The sequence below is a fragment of the Hymenobacter sp. APR13 genome, assembly GCF_000737515.1.
Lineage (GTDB): Bacteria > Bacteroidota > Bacteroidia > Cytophagales > Hymenobacteraceae > Hymenobacter.
In genome coordinates, this window is sequence record NZ_CP006587.1 from 2702298 (window position 1) to 2721270 (window position 18973).

An 18973-nucleotide genomic window follows, 5' to 3' on the forward strand; every position below is an offset into this window, starting at 1 on the left:
AAAAAGCGCCTCCGAAAATTCCGGAGGCGCTTTTTTAAAACACTAAGCCTGTTTTTATTGCACCGCAACTTTGCGGCTCAGGCCCAGTTCCGGCACGTTCAGCTGGTAGACACCGGCCGGCAATGCTCGCTCGATGCGCAGGCGCTGCTCCGTGGAGCCGGGGTAGAGGCGCACTTTCTGCTCGTGCACGAGGCGGCCCATGAGGTCGGTCAGGCGCAGCGTAGCCGTCACGTCCGTCGGCGACTGCAGCACCACGTCGATGCGGTTGGCGGCGGTGGGGTTGGGGTACACCGTCAGGTCGGCGCCGGCCAGCGGCGTGCGGGCGTTGGCCGTGGCCAGTACGCCGGTTTCGCGCAGAGCCGTGGTGCTCAGCACGGCCGGGGCGGTGTAGGTGGCCTTGATGAAGGCGCGCTGGGCCGGGTTGGCCGTAGAGGCGTTTTTGGCGCGCAGCGTCAGCCAGCCGGTGGCCGTGGGCGTGTAGGTGCCCGTGAGGGTGCCGGTGCCGGTTTTGCTGCTCACGATGGTGCTCGTGCCGCTCACTAGCTCCACTGCCAGGCTACGCGTAGCATCCGTGGGGAACAGCGTGTAGGTGACGGTTTTGCCTGATTGCACGTAAATGCGGCCCGCCGTGCGGTACGCCGTGGACGAAGCCGGCAGCTGTCCGCCCTGCCGCAGGGAGCGGCTGTCACTGTCGCCCAGGTCGTCGGCCAGCTCCCATTCCTGGGTGGTAGCCATGGCGGCGCGCACGTAGTTGGTGTTGATGCCCACGGGCGCCCACACCGAGTAGCCGCGGCGGCCGCCAGTGGCTGTGCCGTTGCAAGGCGGCGTGTTGATGCTCACCGTCTGCGAGCCGCTTACCGTGACGGTAGCCGTGCCGTTGGCGCCGGAGTAGTCCTTGAGCACGGTACCGGGCGCGAAATCACACGAAACCGTGCTGTTCTGCCAGGTCGAGAAGTTGTCGTTGATGCCGATGATGGCCTTGGTGCTCCGCTCGATGACGAGGTGGTCCTGGGCCTGCCAGCGCACTTTGTAAGCGCCGTCCTTAAAGCGCAGGTTCTGGTGGCACCAGATTAAGTTTTCGATGTCGGAGCGCTGGGGCAGGTCCACGGTGCTGGTGGGCTGGTGCGAGTAGCGCTTACCAGTACTGCCGATGTTGAACAGGTCCTCGAAGAAGATCTGCGGCGAGCCATCCACGGCCAGCGCGGCGGCGTAGGCGGCCGACAGGCGCGGGTCGAACGGGTCGATGTGCGGGGCCAGCTCCGAGCCGGTGTTCCAGCCGGTATAGTTGCCGGTGGCACTCACCTGGGGCCGGAACGTGTCGTGGTTGTTCACAAACGGTACTGTGCGGTGCACATACTGCCCGTTGATCTGCACCACCCGCGTGCCCTGCTGGTAATTCGGCAACGAGCCGATGTCGAAGTTGCCGCCCCCGCTCACAATGCTGTACAGCGCGTTGCGCAGCGAGAAATCGAAGGTGCCGGCGCGGTTCTGCACGCCCGCCACCCAGCTGTCCATCTGGCCGCTGCCGCCCACCCATTCGCCCACGGCGTACATGGTTGCGCCGCCGTTGGCCCAGCCGGCGTTGCTTTGCATGTTGTAGAGGAAATCCTCCATGGCAAACTCCGGGAAGTGCTTCACGGCATCCAGGCGCACACCATCAAAGCCTTCCTGCTTTTTGTACCACACCAGCCAGTTGCGCTGGTTGGTGCGCATGTAGTCGGCACCTTGGGCCGGGTTGAAGGTGGCGTTGGAGCTCTGACCGTAGGAGCCGCTGTAGTAGCTGATATCGGGCCCGAACAGAATCTGGTTCTGGTCGCCGGAGGTGGAGTTGTTGCCGGGGTTGGGGTTGAAGTTCTGCCAGTTTTTGGGGAAGCGGCCGTTGCGGGCCAAGTAGTTGGCAGCCGTTTCGTCGGTGGCGGGCTTGCTGTAGCTCACGTACCGGAAGTTCTTGTACTTGCTGGTCGAGCCGTCTTCCCAGGCGGCCGGGTCCTGGCCACCGCCGCCGGTCTGGGAGCCGGCGCCGTCGTTGTGGTTGAGCACGATGTCCTGCACCACCTCGATGCCGTTGGCGTGCAGCACGGCCACGGCGCGCAGCAGCTCATCCTTGTTGCCCATGCGGGTGGCCGTGAAGCCTTTCTGGTACTTGTCGCCCAGGTCGTAGTTGTCGAAGGGCGAGTAGCCGTTGCCCTGGTTGCCGTTTTTGATGGTGGGCGGGAGCCACACGGCATCAATGCCCATGGCTTTCAGGCGCGGGGCCAGCAGGGCAATGTAGTTGGCCCAGCCGTTGGGGTAGTTGGTGTTCCAGTAGTCCCACCAGTAGCCCTGCAGGACCACTTTCTGGGCTTTAGCGGGTTGGCCACTCAGCACTAATAAGGCAGCGGCGGCCAGGGTGAGCTTGCGCCACCAGGCATTTGTACAATTGAGCATATGGGTTTGGGGAATTGGTTGGTGATGCGGGTCGGAAGCGGCGAAAATTCGCCCATGTCGGCGTTATTTGAAAAAGCCGGGCTTTAAAATAAATGATAAAATTCCGTTGTTAGGTCGTTAGCCAAAATATTGATAGCGCCGCTGTTGTCACGTTGCTCCACCACCCTGCTGGCGGCCATCGGGAATTAATCGTACTAGCGCTATGTTGTGTCTATTCCGGTGTCAATGGCGGCAGTGCAGTCATCCGGCGCCGGGCTATTTGCGTATAGCCCTAACAGGATGTCTTTCTGAGCACGAAGGGCATCTTTTCTACAACCGAAACCGAAGTGTGTCGATGGAAAATCAGAGTGTAGTTCGTCGTCAGCGGCTGAAGCGCCGGGCCCGCCGGGTGGCGCGCCGGGTACTACCGTTCGTGGCTGCCCTGTTCATGGCTACTCCACTGGCTGGCCCGGTAATGGGCAGCGCCAACAAGGTAAAAGCCCAGGGGATGGAAGCGAAGCTGCCATCAGCCAAAAGCCTGCAGACCGCTTTCTTCAACCAGCGCCTGCACGACCTGTACCGCGACCTGAATGTGGAAAGCCAGGGTCTGCGCTACAACGTGTTCGAGAAAGCCATGACCGGCTACCTCAACCTGCAGCACAACGGCCAACTCTCCGACGACAAGCAGTTGCTGACGGTAGTGGACTTCGAGCTGCCCAGCACCGAAAAGCGCCTTTGGGTGCTCGATCTGGAAGCCAAGCAGGTGAAATTCCACACGCTGGTAGCGCACGGCCACAACTCCGGCGAGAACATGGCGACCAACTTCTCCAACGAGAATGAGTCAAACATGAGCAGCCTGGGCTTCTATGTGACTGAAGGCGAGTACATCGGCAAGCACGGCCGCAGCCTCAAGCTGCAGGGCCTCGATGAAGGCTACAACACCAACGCCCTGGCCCGCTCCGTGGTGATGCACGGCGCCGACTACGTGAGCGAGGACTTCATCCGGCAATATGGCCGCCTGGGCCGCAGCCTCGGCTGCCCCGCCCTGCCGATGGACCAGAAAGACGAAATTATTGAAGCCGTTAATGGCCGGACTTGCCTGTTTCTCAACGGCCCCGACCAGTCGTACTCCTCGAAATACCTGAACGAGGATGTGGCGATGAACGCCTTGTTGTCGGCCAATAGCTAAGCCATAACGATGCTCAACAAAAAGCCCCGCTGACATTGCGTCAGCGGGGCTTTTTGTTGTATGAGCAACGCCAAAACGGCGTTTATAGCTTCACGCCGAACTTGCTACCCACCGTTTCCAAGTCCCGGATAACGGGCTCCAGCAGCGGAATGCCTTCCAGCAGCCGTACAGCCGACGTTTCACGTTCCGGGTCGCCGGGGATGAGCACGTGCCGGCTTTCCACGGCCTGCGCCTGGCGGAAGGTGGTAATCCAGTTGTCCATGTGGGTCTTGAACTCGTCGGCGGGGCGGAAGGCATCCACGCGCATTGCCCCGAAGAAGTGGCCCAGGCCCTGGCCCACGGGGTTGGCTGAGGGCTGCAGAAACGCCACGAACGGCGGCACCCAGGGCCCGTAGTTAGCCCCGCTCAGTACGGCCGAGAAAATATCGACCACCGCGCCCAGGCCGTAGCCTTTGTGCGAGCCGGTCGTGCCACCCAGCGGCAGCAAGGCCCCGCCGTTCTTCACGGCGTTGGCATCGGTGGAACCCACGCCGGCCGCATCCTGGGCCCAGCCATCCGGAATGGGCAGGTTTTTGCGCTGCGCGATTTCCAGCTTGCCGTTGGCGGCCGTGGTGGTGGCCATGTCCAGCACGAAATCGGGCTGCTCGCCGGCGGGCACGGCTACGGCAATGGGGTTGGTGCCTAGCAGCCGCTCCAGCGAGTAGGTGGGCGCCACCAGCGGCGAGGCGTTGGTCATAGCCACCCCAATCATGTCGTGGGCCAGCGCCAGCATGGCGTGGTAGCCGGCAATGCCGAAGTGGTTGGAGTTCTTCACCGACACCCAGCCGGTGCCCACCTGCCGGGCCTTGTCCATGGCTACCTGCATGGCGCGCGGCCCCACTACCAAGCCCAGGCCTCCGTCGCCGTCCACCACGGCCGTGCTGGGCGTTTCGTAGGTGACGCCCACGCGGGGCGTGGCGTTGATGCGGCCGGCTTCCCAGAGGCGCACGTAGCCGATGAGCCGGGCCACCCCGTGCGAGTCTACGCCGCGCAGATCAGCGGAGAGCAGGGTTTCGGTGGCCAGGGTGGCGTCGGCGTCGGGGCAGCCCATACCGCTGAAAACGGCCTCGGCAAACGTGAAGAGCTGGTTGTAGGAGAGGGTAGTAGTCATTAGCAGAAGGGCGGCCCGTATGGCCCAGGGCGGAAGCCATGGGCTACGGAGTGGGGCAGATAAGCGTAGTTGGGGAAGAGAACCTCACTAGCCCAGGGCTTCAGCCCTGGGGCACGGCGCGCGGCTGGAACGGCCCGCGCTACAATGCCAGCATTTCGGCCAGCAGGCCTTCCTTGAGGGCATAGGCCGAGGTGCGCAGGTGCGTGATGCCGGTCAGCTCCAGCACGTAGTCGATCAGCACCACGGCCACCACCAGCATATCGGCGCGCATGGGCAGAATGCCGGGCAGGGCCTTGCGCTGCTCGTGCGGGAGGCTTAGCAGCTGCTGCTGGCTGCGGTGTAAGCTCTCCAGCGGCAGGTCCGTGGACGGCGGCAGGTCGGCCTCGGCGCGCAGACGGCCCAGGTGCATGTCGGCCAGGCTGTCGAACGAGCCGGACGCGCCCACCAGGCCCACCGGCCGGAACTCGGCCACGGCAGCCGCCAGCGGCGCCAGTACCTGCTGGAAATAGGCTTTTTCGGCCGCCACGGCTTCGGGGGGGAATACGCCGCTGGGGTCCGGGAAAAACTTGTCGAGCAGGCGCTGGGCCCCGATTTCAAAGCTTTGCTTCCAGAAGATCCGGCTTTCATCAGCAATGATAAACTCCACCGAGCCGCCGCCGATATCCATAAGCAGGTGCTTTTCCGGGCCGAGCGGCACGGCACGGCGCACGCCGGCGCAGATCAGCTCGGCCTCCCGGTCGCCGGCAATGACTTCCACCTGAATGCCGGTCTGCTCGAAGATGTCCTTCACCAGCTCGGGGCCGTTGCTGGTCACGCGCATGGCGCTGGTGGCCGTGGCGCGCACGTCCGTTACCTGGTGCAGCTCCATTTCCTCCTTGAAGCCGGCCAGCGTGTGCAAAGCCCGCGCATAGGGCTCGGGCGCAATCTGGCCCTTGCTGATGCCGCCTTCGCCCAGCCGCACGCCCACCTTGGTGCGCAGCAGCGTAACGGGCTGCGCGTGGCGCGCCTCGGGCAGCTCCACAATCAGCAGGTGGAAGGTGTTGGTGCCCATGTCTATGAGGGCCAGCCGGCGGTGCAGAGAAGGAGGATGTGACACTGACTAGGAGGATGAGGTCATGAAGGAATAGAAGGGTAGGGGCGGGCTGTCTTTCCAAGCTGGCTTAGACGCGGGCGTGCTGACACTGGAGCCCCTTGGTTTCCACACGAGCGAGATTCCTCGCAAGCTCGGAATGACGTTCTGGCTCGCGGCCCCAATCCCGGCTAACTTACGTCGCGAACCGGCAGAACGTGCCCAGCGGCAGCTTGCGGGCGGCGGCATCGTGCAGGTAGATTTCCCCGATTTCGCGCTTGTCGCGCATATCCGGGAAGATTTCGCCCACCAGATTGTCGAGAATCAAAGCCGAGAAGCCCAGCGAGTACAGGTTCACGAGGAAGAAGTGGTCCTGCGGATCGAGCAGCTCTTTGCAGAGCTTGAGCATCTCGTTGAGCTCGTCTTCCAGCTGCCATTTCTCGCCGTTGGGGCCACGGCCGTAGGCAGGTGGGTCGAGGATGAGGCCCTGGTACTTGCTGCCGCGCTTCACCTCGCGCCGCACGTATTTCATGGCGTCTTCCACCAGCCAGCGCACGCCGTCGAGGTTGGAGGCTTCCATGTTGTCGCGGGCCCAGAAGTTCACCTGCTTCACCGAGTCGAGGTGCGTGACGTCGGCGCCGGCGGCGCGGGCAGCCAGGGTGGCAGCCCCGGTGTAGGCAAACAGGTTGAGCACGCGCGGTACGGCGGCCTTGCGCTTGCGGGTCTGCTGGTAGATGAACTGCCAGTTGGGGTCCTGCTCCGGAAACAGCCCCACGTGCTTAAACGACGACATGCCCAGCCGAAACCGCAGCTTCAGGCCGTCGGGTCGCTCGTAGCCGATCAGCCACTGCTCGGGCGTACCGGGCTTGATTTTCCACTGTCCGCGCTCCTGGCTGCCTTTTTCGCGGGTGAAGGTGGCGCTGGCGCGCTGCCACTCCGAAGCGGGCAGGTGTGGGTCCCAGATGGCCTGGGGCTCGGGCCGGGCCAGAATGTGCTGGCCAAAACGCTCCAGTTTCTCGAAGTTGCCGGCGTCAATCAGCTCGTAGTCGGCCCAGGGGCTCGTGGTCAGGAAGGTGTACATGCCCGCAAAGGTACGAAGGGGGTAATGAGGTGATGAAGTGAATCGTGATGAGGTGATAGGGTGAATCGTGATGAGGTGATGGAGTGAATCGTGATGAGGTGATGAGACGAAAAGTAAAAGGTCGTCATTCCGAGTGGAGCGAGGAATCTCGCCAGTATGGAAATCACCAGAAAGCAGGCTCACCGAAAAAGCTCGTCAGGCTCCCCCTCTCCACCGGAGAGGGGGTCGGGGGTGAGGCCAACGTCAGCACGCGAGATTCCTCGCAAGCCCGGAATGACGTTCTTCCTTTACCTGTCACCTGTCACCTGTCACCCCCTTCGTACCTTTGCCCCATGAGCACCACGCTGCACTTCCACAAATACCAGGGCACCGGCAACGACTTCGTGATGCTGGACGACCGCGCCGAAACCTTTAATGCCGCCGACCACGCGCTGGTGCGCAACCTCTGCGACCGGCGCCGCGGCATCGGCGCCGACGGCCTGATTCTGCTGCGCAACCACCCGGAGTACGATTTCGAGATGGTGTATTTCAACGCCGATGGCCACCTGGGCTCGATGTGCGGCAACGGCGGGCGCTGCACCGTGGCCTTTGCCCGGCAGCTGGGCGTCATCGAAACCGAAACCCGTTTCCTGGCCGCCGACGGCCCCCACGAGGCCCGCATCGACGCCGACGGCACCGTGCATCTGCGCATGCAGGACGTGGCCGGGCAGCAGCCGCTGGAAGGGCTGGGCGTGTTCCTCGATACCGGCTCGCCGCACGTGGTGCGCCTGCAGGCGGCCGGTACGCTGGCCGAGCTGAACGTGTTTGCCGAAGGCCGCGCCATCCGCTACGGCGAGCTGTTCCGCGAAAAAGGCACCAACATCAACTTCGTGGAGGCGCCCGCCACGCCCGAACAGCCCTGGCAGGTGCGCACCTACGAGCGGGGCGTGGAAGACGAAACCCTGAGCTGCGGCACCGGCGTCACGGCCGTGGCGCTGGCCGCCTCGCAGCACGGCGCCACCAGCCCCGTGCACCTGCGCACCCCCGGCGGCGACCTGCGCGTAACCTTCCAGACCCAGCCCGACGGCTCGTTCCAGCACGTCTACCTCATTGGCCCCGCCACGCGGGTGTTTGAGGGGAAAATAGAGGTAGCATAGGCTTCAGCCTGTGCCGGACCTCACCCTCTAGCCCCCTCTCCAAAAGAGAAGGGGAAATAGCTTTAATATTCTTTCTTTTACCAACATCCGTTGCCCGGCCTTGCAGAGGGAGAGAAGCTAATTCTCTCTGTCTTATAGAAATGGGCTAGAGATGAACCATTCGTTATGCTCCGTTCCGACCTCGTATTTCTGCGCCCCCTTGAAGCCGACGACCTCGACTTCCTGTACGCGCTGGAAAACGACCCCGCGGTCTGGAGCGTGTCCGACACGCTGGCGCCCGTGTCGCGCTACACCCTGCGCCAGTACCTCGACAGCGCCGCCGCCGACTTCCACGAGGTGCGGCAACTGCGGCTGGTGCTATGCGGCACCGCCACCGGCGCGGCTGTGGGCACCGTGGATATTTTCGGGTTTGAGCCCCTGCACCAGCGGGCGGGGGTAGGCATAGTGGTGCTGCCCGAGCACCGTCGCCACGGCTACGCGCAGGCCGCGCTGGCCCTGTTGCTGCCCTATGCCCGGCAGGTGCTACAGCTGCACCAACTGCACTGCACCATCGCCGCCGACAATGCGGCCAGCCTGGAGCTGTTTGCGGCGGCTGGTTTCCGCACGGTAGGCACCCGGCAGCAGTGGCTGCGACGGCCTGGCGGTTGGCAGGATGCTGTAGAAATGCAGCAATTGCTCTGATGCTATTGTTGAGCTACTGGCTTTAGTTGAACTATGCCAAATAATTTAGCGTTAGCTCAACGATATCCTTTTAAATAATCGGGCGTATAGTCGATAGGGGCCGGCAGGCCGTTGAGGCGGAATCTTCCAGTAAGAGGCCTGTGCCCCCGATTACTCATTCTCGTTTTCTCGCTTATGCCGCTGACCACACCAGCGGAGTTGGACGCCCATGCTTCCGCCTCTGCCGCTGCTACCGCCACTACGTCTACTATTGCCCCGGTTTCCTATTTTCTGCCCGATTTAGTTTGCTTTGCACACCTGCATTGGGATTTCGTGTGGCAGCGCCCGCAGCACCTGCTCTCACGCTTTGCCCAGCACGGCCGCGTTTTCTACGTGGAAGAAGCCTTCTATCACGCCGACGACCTCATTGAGCCGCACCTGGAAGTGAAGGAGCGCCAGCAGGGCCTCAAGGTGCTGGTGGTGCATCTGCCGCACAAGCTGCGCGCCGACGAAGCCGTGGCCGACCAAACCCAGTTTGAGGTGCTGAGCCGCTACTTCGACGAGCAGGGCGTGGACAAGTACGTGTTCTGGTACTACACGCCGATGGCCCTGGGCAAGTCGCGCTTCTTCAAGCCGCTACTGACCGTCTATGACTGCATGGACGAACTGGCCGCCTTCAAGTTTGCGCCGCCGGAGCTGCGCGAGCGGGAGCGGGAGCTGTTCGAGAAGGCCGATCTGGTGTTCACGGGCGGCCACACGCTCTACGAAGCCAAGCGCCAGCAGCACCGCGACGCGCATCCCTTCCCCAGCAGCATCGACAAAGCCCACTTCGGCCAGGCCCGCCAGCCCATGCCTGAGCCCGCCGACCAGGCCGGCATTGCGCATCCGCGCGTCGGGTTCTTCGGCGTGGTGGATGAGCGGCTGGATATTGAACTGTTGGGCCAGTTGGCCGACGCGCACCCCGAGTGGCAGTTTGTCATCATCGGGCCTGTGGTGAAGATTGACCCGGCCACCCTGCCGCGGCAGGCCAATGTGCACTACCTCGGCGGCAAAGACTACCAGGAGTTGCCCGCCTACCTGCAGGGCTGGGACGTGGCCACGCTGCTCTTCGCCGACAACGAAAGCACCAAGTTCATTTCGCCTACCAAAACCCCCGAGTACCTGGCTGCCGGCCGCCCCGTGGTCAGCACGCCCATCCGCGACGTGGTGCGCCCCTACGGCGAGCTGAACCTCGTGCAGATTGCCGATAACGCCGCTGATTTCGGCCAGGCCATCGAAAAGGCTCTGACGCAAACCCAGGATGCCGACTGGCGCCAGCGCACCGACGACTACCTCGCCACCATTTCCTGGGACCAGACCTGGCAGCAGATGCTGGACCTGATGCAGGACCGCCTGCACGCCAAAGTACCCGTTGCCCCGCTCGCTACTACCTGAAAATTCCCTTTCCGAATCCCCCTACCAACCACATCACCCCGTACGCTATGTTCGATTACCTCATTGTTGGGGCCGGTTTTGCCGGCAGCGTGCTGGCCGAGCGGCTGGCCACCCGCTCAAATAAAAAAGTGCTGATTGTAGACAAACGCAGCCACATTGCCGGCAATGCCTACGACCATTACAACGAAGACGGTATCCTGGTCCACAAATACGGCCCGCATATCTTCCACACCAATTCCAAGGACGTTTTCGAGTACCTGTCGAACTTCACCGACTGGCGCCCCTACGAGCACCGCGTGCTGGCTTCCGTGGATGGCCAGATGGTGCCCATGCCCATCAACCTCGATACCATCAACAAGCTCTACGGCCTGTCGCTGAACAGCTTTGAGGTAGAGCAGTTCTTCGAGTCGGTAGCCGAGGACGTGCCCGTTATCCGGACTTCCGAGGACGTGGTGGTCAGCAAAGTGGGCCGCGAGCTGTACGAGAAGTTCTTCAAGAACTACACCCGCAAGCAGTGGGGCATGGACCCCTCGGAGCTGGACAAGTCCGTGACGAGCCGGGTGCCTACCCGCACCAACCGCGACGACCGGTACTTCACCGATACCTACCAGGCCATGCCGCTGCACGGCTACACCCGCATGTTCGAGCGGATGCTAGACCACCCCAACATCAAGGTGATGCTCAACACCGACTACCACGACATCATCGACTTCATTCCTTTCAAGGAAATGATTTTTACGGGGCCGGTAGATGAGTATTTCGACTTCAAATACGGCAAGCTGCCCTACCGCTCGCTGGAGTTTAAGCACGAAACCCTGAACGTGGAGCAGCACTTGGCCGCGCCGGTGGTGAACTACCCCAACGACAACCTGTACACGCGCATTACGGAGTTTAAGGCTCTCACTGGCCAGAAACACCCCAAAACCGCGCTGGTCTACGAGTATCCCAAAGCCGAGGGCGACCCATACTACCCCGTGCCGCGCCTCGAAAACGCCGACCTGTACAACCAGTACAAGAAGCTGGCCGACCAGACCCCGAACGTACACTTTGTGGGCCGCCTCGCTACCTACAAGTACTACAACATGGACCAGGTAGTGGCCCAGGCTCTCACGCTCTACAAGCGCCTCACGGAGAAGAGCGAAGAAGCCCAGAAGGCCCAGAAACCGGCCATTCTCGGCTCCACGTCCATCATGGAGAAGCTGGTGCCCCGCGACCCGGCCAAGCAGTAAAGTGCCGCTTAAACGTCAGGCATAGCGTAGCGAAGCATGACGTTCTAATCCGGCTGACGGACCTGACAAGTTCGCCGATCAAACAAACCCCGCACACTCTTTGAGGATGCGGGGTTTGTCGTTTTGGGGTCCGGGGCGGCGCGTTTACGGTATTTGACCGGGAGAATCCCGGAAAACACTGTAAATTTGAGGTACGCCCCGGCGTTTCAGTTTAAAAATAACAGCATGTTTGACTTTCTAGGGAAAACCGTCGCCAAGATTTTCGGAACGAAATCGGACCGGGACTTGAAGGAGATTATCCCCTATGTGGCGCTCGTAAACGCCGAATATGCCAAACTGGCACAACTCTCCGACGACCAGCTGCGCGAGCACACCAACGAGGTGCGCGCCCGCATCGACGCCCATCTGAAGCCGCTCGACGACCAGCTGGCCGCGTTGCACGCCCGCGTCAACGACGACGCCAGCCTCGACATCATGGCCAAGGAGAAGCTCTTCGACCAGATTGACGAGCTGGAAAAACAGCGCAATAAAGACCTGGAAGTGGTGCTGATGCAGGTGCTGCCCGCCGCCTTTGCCACGGTGAAGGAAACGGCCCGCCGCTACACCGAAAACGGCCAGCTGGTGGTAACCGCCACCGACTACGACCGCCAGTACGCGCAGCGCAAAAAGAACGTCACGATTCAGGGCGACAAAGCCATCTGGAGCAACAAGTGGCTGGCGGCCGGCGCCGAAATCACCTGGGACATGATTCACTACGACGTCCAGATCATCGGGGGCGTGGTGCTGCACCAGGGCAAGATTTCGGAAATGGCGACCGGCGAGGGCAAAACCCTCGTGTCGACGCTGCCGGCGTTCCTGAACGCGCTCAGCAAGCGCGGCGTGCATCTGGTAACCGTCAACGACTACCTGGCCAAGCGTGACTCGGAGTGGAATGCGCCGCTGTTCGAGTTCCACGGCATCACCGTGGACTGCATCGATAAGCACCAGCCCAACACCGATGCCCGCCGCGCCGCCTACGCCGCCGACATCACCTACGGCACCAACAACGAATTCGGCTTCGACTACCTGCGCGACAACATGGCGCGCGAAACCGGCGAGCTGGTGCAGCGCAAGCACCACTACGCCATGGTCGACGAAGTGGACTCCGTGCTGATTGACGATGCCCGGACGCCGCTCATCATCTCGGGCCCCGTGCCCCGCGGCGACGTGCACGAGTTCTACCAGCTCAAGCCCCGCATCCAGCGCCTCGTAGACGAGCAGAAAAAGCTCGTGCAGCAGTACCTAGTGGAAGCTCGCAAAGGCATCAAAGAAGGCAAAGACGGCTACAAGGAAGGCGAAGCCGGCCTGGCTTTGTTTCGCGCCTACCGTGGCCTGCCCAAGAGCAAGCCGCTGATCAAGTTCCTGAGCGAAACCGGCATGCGCGCCGTGCTGCAGAAAGTGGAAAACCACTACCTGCAGGACAACGCCCGCCAGATGCCGCAGGCCGATATGCCGCTGTTCTTTACGATTGACGAAAAGAACAACCAGATCGAGCTGACCGAAAAAGGCATCGACCTGATTACAGCCCAGGGTGAAGATCCGCACCTGTTCATCATGCCCGACATTGGGTCGGAAATCGCCAACCTCGAGAAAAACAACAGCCTCAAGGACGACGAAAAGCTGCACCAGAAGGAACGGCTGATGCAGGACTACCAGGAGAAGAGCGAGCGGGTTCACACCGTAAACCAGCTCCTGAAGGCCTACACGCTGTTCGAGAAAGACGACCAGTACATCCTGACCGACGACGGCAAGGTGAAGATCGTGGACGAGCAGACCGGCCGCGTAATGGAAGGCCGCCGCTACTCCGACGGCCTGCACCAGGCCATTGAGGCCAAGGAAAACGTGCGCGTGGAAGACGCCACCCAGACCTACGCTACGGTTACGCTGCAGAACTACTTCCGCATGTACCACAAGCTGGGCGGCATGACGGGTACGGCCGAAACCGAAGCCGGCGAGCTGTGGGACATCTATAAGCTCGACGTAGTGGTGATTCCGACCAATCGCGGCATCCAGCGCAAAGACGAGCACGATAAGGTCTACAAGACCGTTCGTGAGAAGTACAACGCCGTGGCCGAGGAAATCCAAACGCTGGTGCAGGCCGGCCGCCCAGTGCTGGTAGGTACCACGAGCGTGGAAATCTCGGAGCTGGTGAGCCGCATGCTGAAGCTGCGCGGCATCCAGCACCAGGTGCTCAACGCCAAGCAAAACCAGCGCGAAGCCGAGATTGTGGCCGCCGCCGGCTACCCCGGCACCGTGACCATTGCCACCAACATGGCCGGCCGCGGTACCGACATCAAGCTCAAGGAAACCTCCAAAGCTGCGGGTGGCCTGGCCATCATCGGTACGGAGCGCCACGAAAGCCGCCGCGTAGACCGCCAGCTGCGGGGCCGCGCCGGCCGCCAGGGCGACCCGGGCTCTTCGCAGTTCTTCGTGAGCCTCGAAGACAACCTAATGCGCCTGTTCGGCTCCGACCGAATTGCCAAGCTCATGGACCGTATGGGCCTGGAAGAAGGCGAGGTAATCCAGCACTCGATGATTACCAGCTCGATTGAGCGCGCCCAGAAGAAGGTTGAAGAAAACAACTTCGGCCAGCGCAAGCGCCTGCTCGAGTACGACGACGTGATGAACGCCCAGCGCGAAGTGGTGTACAAGCGCCGCCGCAACGCCCTGTTCGGCGAGCGTCTGGAGCTGGACGTGTGGAACATGATCTACGACGTGGCTGAGGACATCGTGGCCGCCCACAAAATCTCGGGCGACTACGAGGACTTCAAGCTGGCCATCATCCGCGTGTACGGCTACGATACCTACATCACGGAAGCCGAAATGAAGGGCATGGCCGCCGGCACCCTGTCGCAGAAGCTCTACGACGAGGCCTTGGGCTACTACCACAGCAAGAACGACCACATTGCCGGCAACGCCATGCCGCTCGTGAATAGCCTGCTGGAGCAGAACGCCCCGTTCGAAAACGTGGCAGTGCCCTTCACAGACGGCCGCAAGCAGGTTTCGGCGGTAGCTAACCTGCGCCGCTCGCAGGCCACGGGCGGCCACGAAATCATTCGGAGCATGGAGAAATCCGTGGTGCTGTCGACCATCGACACTGCCTGGACCCAGCACCTGCGCCAGATGGACGACCTGAAGCAGGTGGTGCAGAACGCCGTGTACGAGCAGAAAGACCCGCTGCTGGTGTACAAGTTCGAGAGCTTCGAGCTGTTCAAAGGCATGATCGGCAAGGTCAACGAAGACACCCTGTCGTTCCTGTTCCGCGCCGATATTCCGGTGCAGGGCGGCGCCCAGGGCACCGACGAGGCCGAGTTCTACATCGAAGACGAGCTGCCCACGCCCGCCCCGATGCCCAAGCTGACGGCCGAGAAGGAAGTATCGTCGGTTTCGCTGGGTGCCGGCCCCGAGGACATGGGCCCCGACGACGCGCAGATTCTGGAAAAGCAGATGCCGGCCCGCTCGCAGAAAGTGGCCAACCGCAACGAGAAAGTGACCGTGCAGTACATGGACGGACGCATCGTGAGCGACGTGAAATACAAGACCGTGGAAGACGACCTGCTCAACAACCGCTGCGTGCTGGTTGACGAGGCATAAGGCCGCCACAAGCCACAGAACGGGCCGCGTTTCCAGCAGGAAGCGCGGCCCGTTTGTTGTAAGGTGCCGATCCGTTTCGCGCTATACCTTCTACCTTTGCCTGCTCTATGAACCTCGCTCCCTACATCGACCATACGCTGCTGCGGCCCGATGCCACGCCCGCCCAGATCCGGCAGCTGTGCCAGGAGGCCGTCGCGCAGCAGTTTGCCAGCGTGTGCGTGCCGCCCTGCTACGTGCGCCTGGCCACCGAGGCGCTGCACGGCAGCGGCGTGCCGGTGTGCACCGTTATCGGGTTTCCGCTGGGCTACGCGCTGGCGAAAGTGAAGTTCTTTGAAGCCCATCTGGCTTTGGCCGACGGAGCGACGGAGCTGGATATGGTCATCAACGTGGGCGCCCTCAAGGCCGGCGAGCTGGCCGAAGTGGAAGAGGAAATCGGGCAGCTGGTCGAGCTGTGCCACTTCCGCGGTGCCATTCTGAAGGTGATTATCGAAACGGCGCTGCTGACCGAGGAGGAAATCGTGACGGCCTGCCGGCTGTGCGCCGAGGCCGGGGCCGACTTCGTGAAGACCTCCACCGGCTTTGCCAGCCGCGGCGCCTCGGTGGCCGATATTGAACTGATGCGGCAATCGTTGCCGGACACTATCCGTATCAAGGCCTCCGGCGGCATCCGGGCCCGGGCGTTTGCGCTGGCGCTGGTTGCGGCCGGCGCCGACCGGCTGGGCTCCTCTAACAGCCTGGCTTTGCTTGATGACCATGATGAAACCCCTACTGCGTAACGTGCTGCTGCTTCCCGCATTCTTGGCCCTGGGCGCCTGCGCCGCCACCGCGCCCGCCACCACCGGCCCCGCCGCCCCCGCCGATACCACCAAAACCCGCGCCGCCCAGGCCGCACCGGCCGTGCCCGCCGAAGACCTGAGCCGCTACCGGCCCGTGTTCAGCGCACCCAAGGAAATGGCTGTGCCGGCTGCCACGCGCACCCCGGTAACGCCTACCAACCAGGTGAATGCCCAGATTGAGCAGCGCCTGCGCGACCAGGCCTTCACCAACCAGAACGTGAAGTATGCCCAGGGTTTCCGCATTCTGGCCTACGTGGGGCTGGAGCGCGAGCAGGCCATGAGCATCCGCCGCGCCGTTATCAGCCGCTACCCCGACGAAACCGACTACCTGACCTTCAAGCAGCCCGTGTTCCGCCTCTATATCGGCGACTACCTCACGCGCCTCGAAGCCGAGCAGGCCATGCTCCGCATCCGGCCGCTGGCCCCCAAAGCCGAGCTGGAATCGGCGCAGGTGGTGCTCAACAAAGCAGCGTACTAGCCATGGCCACCCTCCGCGAGCTGCAATGGGAGGAGCTGGATTTGCTGCAGGGCCTGGAAACCGTGCCCGTAGAAAACGAGCACGGCGGTGTGGAGTGCTGCGTAGACCAACACGACTTACGGCTGCTGCTTACGCTCTGGCCCCATAGCGGCGTGGTGGACCTGACGCTGGTGGCCCGCCAGAGCCAACATATTCTGCTGGATTTCACGGTGGCCGTGCGCGGGCGCATCCGCTTCAACAACGACAAGCGCGGCCAGTACCTGGAGTTTGCCGACTGCGTGCTCGTGGGCCGGGTCACCTCCTCGGCCGAGCAGTACGAGGCGGCCTTCAGTCCTAACACCTTCGGCCGGCCCATGCTGGTAGCCATTCATCTGTATCTGGGCGTGCTGTTTGAGTAGCCGCTTTCCCTGGTTTTATCTGCCTTATGAACCACCTGCTTTCCCGCATCAAAGCGCTGGCCACCGAGCACGCCGCCGATACCATTGCCGTGCGTCACCATTTGCACGCCCACCCCGAGCTGTCGTTTGAGGAGTACAACACCGTGGCCTTCGTGACCGAGCAACTGCGGCAGCTGGGCTTGCAGCCCCAGCCCATTGCTAAAACCGGCGTGGTGGCCCTCATTGAAGGCCGCAACCCAGCCTCCCGCACCGTGGCCCTGCGCGCCGACATGGACGCGCTGCCCATCACGGAGCAGAACGAGGTGCCCTACAAATCCCAGAACCCCGGCGTGATGCACGCCTGCGGCCACGACGTGCACACGTCGTCGCTGCTGGGCGCGGCCCGCATTCTGGTGGCGCTGAAGGACGAGTTTGAGGGCACTGTGAAGCTGATGTTTCAGCCCGGTGAAGAACGGCTGCCGGGTGGCGCCAACCTGATGATTCAGGAAGGCGTGCTCGAAAACCCCAAGCCCGCCAGCGTGCTGGGCCAGCACGTTTTCCCGATGCTGCCCGCCGGCCAGATCGGCATCCGGCCCGGCCGCTACATGGCCAGCACCGACGAGCTCTACCTGACCGTGCGCGGTAAAGGCGGCCACGGCGCCATGCCCGAAATGAACCTCGACCCCGTGCTGGTGGCCGCCCACATCATCGTGGCGGCACAGCAAATTGTGAGCCGCCGCGCCAACCCCAAGCTGCCTTCCGTGCTGTCGTTCGGCAAAGTCATTGCCAACGGCGCCACCAACGTCATTCCCAACGAGGTCTACATTGAAGGCACCTTCCGGACGCTGAACGAGGAGTGGCGCGACGAGGCCCACGGCCACCTGCGCCGCCTCTGCGAAGGCCTGGCCGACTCCATGGGTGCCACCTGCGAGCTGGAAATCCGGCGCGGCTACCCGTACCTGGAAAACGAGCCCAAGCTCACGGCCCGTGTGCGCGCCGCCGCCGAGCAATATCTGGGGGCGGAAAACGTGATTGAGCTGGACCAGTGGATGGCCGCTGAGGACTTCGCCTACTTCTCGCAGGCCGCCGATGCCTGTTTCTACCGCCTCGGCACCCGCGCCGAAGACGGCCGCTTTGCCTCCAGCGTGCACACGCCCACCTTCGATATCGAGCCCAAAGCCCTGGAAACCGGCCCCGGCCTGATGGCCTGGCTCACGCTCTGCGAGCTAAATGTAGCATAGGCTTCAGCCTGTGCCCGCTCGTAGAGCTGAGGTGACTACCATAGTGTAGCGCGAGCTGCGTAGTTCGCGCTACACTAGGTTGTACTGACTATCGTTTCGTAACACGAACTGCGTTATTCGCGCTACTGGCCTCATCATCACCTGAACGGAGGCACTGCGCAACAGCCGCGCAATAATATTCGCTAACGGGCACAGGCTGAAGCCTATGCTACATCTGCTTTTTCTATGCGTCACCAATTTCTACTGCTTACCGCCTGCCTGCTTGCCACCGCCGCCACGGCCCAGCGCCGGAGCGTCGGCAGCACGCTGCTGCTGCCCGAGGTACAGACCGAGCTGGCCCTGACCGGCGACGACTATGCGCTGCTAGGCGTGCGCGGGCCCATCAGCACCGGCACCTTTCAGGGCACTACCCTGGAACAGGTGGGCCTGAACCTGGGCTACGAGCGGTTCTGGAACGAGAAGTGGAGCGGCGGCGCTACGCTGCGTAGCGATTTTTATAAGGTTGAGCGGGATGGCGGCAGCCGCAACGGGCTCTACACCAACCTGACGCCCGAACTGTTCGTGCGGCACTGGAACACGCTGGGCGGCTTCAATTTCCGGCAGCGGCTGGGCGTAGAGGTTTTCGTGCCAACCGAGGAGGGAGCCGAAAGCCGCGGCATCACCCGCCTACGCCTCGACCTGGACCGGGTGTTTCCGCTGGGCACCAGCCTGGCCCTGCGCCCGCGCATCTCCTACGAAGCTGCCGCCTATCTGCGCCTGCAGCGCGACGAGTTGGAGGAGAAAGAGCGGGTAATCGACTTCGGCAGCCTGCGCGGCGAAATCGGCGTGCGGGTGTCGCCGCATTTCGATTTCACGCCCTGGGTGGCGTCGCAGACCACCTACATCAACGCGTTGGTGCAGACCGATGCCAACGGCAACGTCACCGGTGGCGGCCGCACCAACCTCATCACGCCCGTTGTGGGCCTGGATCTGCGTTTCACCTTCTTCAAAGGCGGCTCCGTGTTCGAGCGCCGGCAGCTTCCAACGCAGCACTAAGTTGATTTGTGACTTTTTG

The 18973-nt window shown here is 62.5% G+C and carries 15 protein-coding genes; 11 read left to right on the forward strand and 4 right to left on the reverse strand.

Features of this window, described 5'->3' with window-relative positions; all coding sequences use genetic code 11:
* Positions 1–54: 54 nt before the first annotated feature.
* Positions 55–2427, reverse strand: coding sequence for an alpha-amylase family glycosyl hydrolase (locus N008_RS11375; RefSeq protein ID WP_044016087.1), 2373 nt, complete (start codon positions 2425–2427; stop codon positions 55–57).
* A 334-nt stretch (positions 2428–2761) separates the two neighbouring features.
* Between N008_RS11375 and N008_RS11380 the strand changes: the two genes are divergently transcribed.
* Complete coding sequence (locus tag N008_RS11380) at positions 2762–3595, forward strand: murein L,D-transpeptidase catalytic domain family protein (protein WP_044016089.1); 834 nt, start codon at positions 2762–2764, stop codon at positions 3593–3595.
* Between the two features lie 82 nt (positions 3596–3677).
* On the opposite strand, the gene N008_RS11385 is transcribed toward N008_RS11380, so the two are convergent.
* From N008_RS11385 to N008_RS11395, 3 genes are all read right to left on the reverse strand, one after another.
* The gene (locus N008_RS11385; protein WP_044016091.1) at positions 3678–4745 is read right to left on the reverse strand and encodes an Ldh family oxidoreductase; all 1068 of its coding nucleotides are present in this window, start codon (positions 4743–4745) and stop codon (positions 3678–3680) included.
* A 139-nt stretch (positions 4746–4884) separates the two neighbouring features.
* Positions 4885–5841, reverse strand: a complete 957-nt coding sequence (locus tag N008_RS11390; protein ID WP_231569689.1) for a phosphatase — start codon at positions 5839–5841, stop codon at positions 4885–4887.
* A gap of 169 nt (positions 5842–6010) precedes the next feature.
* Positions 6011–6895: a class I SAM-dependent methyltransferase gene (locus N008_RS11395; protein WP_044016095.1), complete on the reverse strand. Its 885-nt coding sequence runs from the start codon at positions 6893–6895 to the stop codon at positions 6011–6013.
* Positions 6896–7227: 332 nt separating this feature from the next.
* Between N008_RS11395 and dapF the strand changes: the two genes are divergently transcribed.
* From dapF to N008_RS11445, 10 genes are all read left to right on the forward strand, one after another.
* Positions 7228–8031 carry a diaminopimelate epimerase gene (dapF, locus tag N008_RS11400; RefSeq protein ID WP_044016097.1) on the forward strand — a complete coding sequence of 268 codons (804 nt, stop codon included), beginning with the start codon at positions 7228–7230 and terminating at the stop codon, positions 8029–8031.
* A 165-nt stretch (positions 8032–8196) separates the two neighbouring features.
* A complete protein-coding gene (locus N008_RS11405) occupies positions 8197–8712 on the forward strand; it encodes a GNAT family N-acetyltransferase (RefSeq protein ID WP_044016099.1) in 516 nt (171 codons plus the stop codon).
* A gap of 174 nt (positions 8713–8886) precedes the next feature.
* A complete protein-coding gene (locus N008_RS11410) occupies positions 8887–10125 on the forward strand; it encodes a glycosyltransferase family 1 protein (protein WP_081910753.1) in 1239 nt (412 codons plus the stop codon).
* Positions 10126–10172: 47 nt separating this feature from the next.
* Entirely contained in the window at positions 10173–11354 is a 1182-nt protein-coding gene (gene glf, locus N008_RS11415) for a UDP-galactopyranose mutase (protein ID WP_044016101.1), read from the forward strand.
* 225 nt (positions 11355–11579) lie between these two features.
* On the forward strand, positions 11580–14987 hold the full coding sequence (secA, locus tag N008_RS11420) for a preprotein translocase subunit SecA (RefSeq protein ID WP_044016102.1): 3408 nt from the start codon (positions 11580–11582) through the stop codon (positions 14985–14987).
* Between the two features lie 107 nt (positions 14988–15094).
* Positions 15095–15763 (forward strand): deoxyribose-phosphate aldolase, encoded by a 669-nt coding sequence (gene deoC, locus N008_RS11425; RefSeq protein ID WP_044016104.1) that lies wholly within the window; start codon positions 15095–15097, stop codon positions 15761–15763.
* On the forward strand, positions 15741–16301 hold the full coding sequence (locus N008_RS11430; RefSeq protein WP_044018646.1) for a hypothetical protein: 561 nt from the start codon (positions 15741–15743) through the stop codon (positions 16299–16301). The genes deoC and N008_RS11430 overlap by 23 nt, the downstream gene beginning before the upstream one ends.
* 2 nt (positions 16302–16303) lie before the next feature.
* Positions 16304–16699, forward strand: coding sequence for a hypothetical protein (locus N008_RS11435; protein ID WP_044016105.1), 396 nt, complete (start codon positions 16304–16306; stop codon positions 16697–16699).
* Positions 16700–16725: 26 nt separating this feature from the next.
* Complete coding sequence (locus N008_RS11440; protein ID WP_044016107.1) at positions 16726–17919, forward strand: M20 family metallopeptidase; 1194 nt, start codon at positions 16726–16728, stop codon at positions 17917–17919.
* 225 nt (positions 17920–18144) lie between these two features.
* Complete coding sequence (locus tag N008_RS11445) at positions 18145–18954, forward strand: hypothetical protein (protein ID WP_044016109.1); 810 nt, start codon at positions 18145–18147, stop codon at positions 18952–18954.
* The last annotated feature ends 19 nt before the right edge of the window (positions 18955–18973 follow it).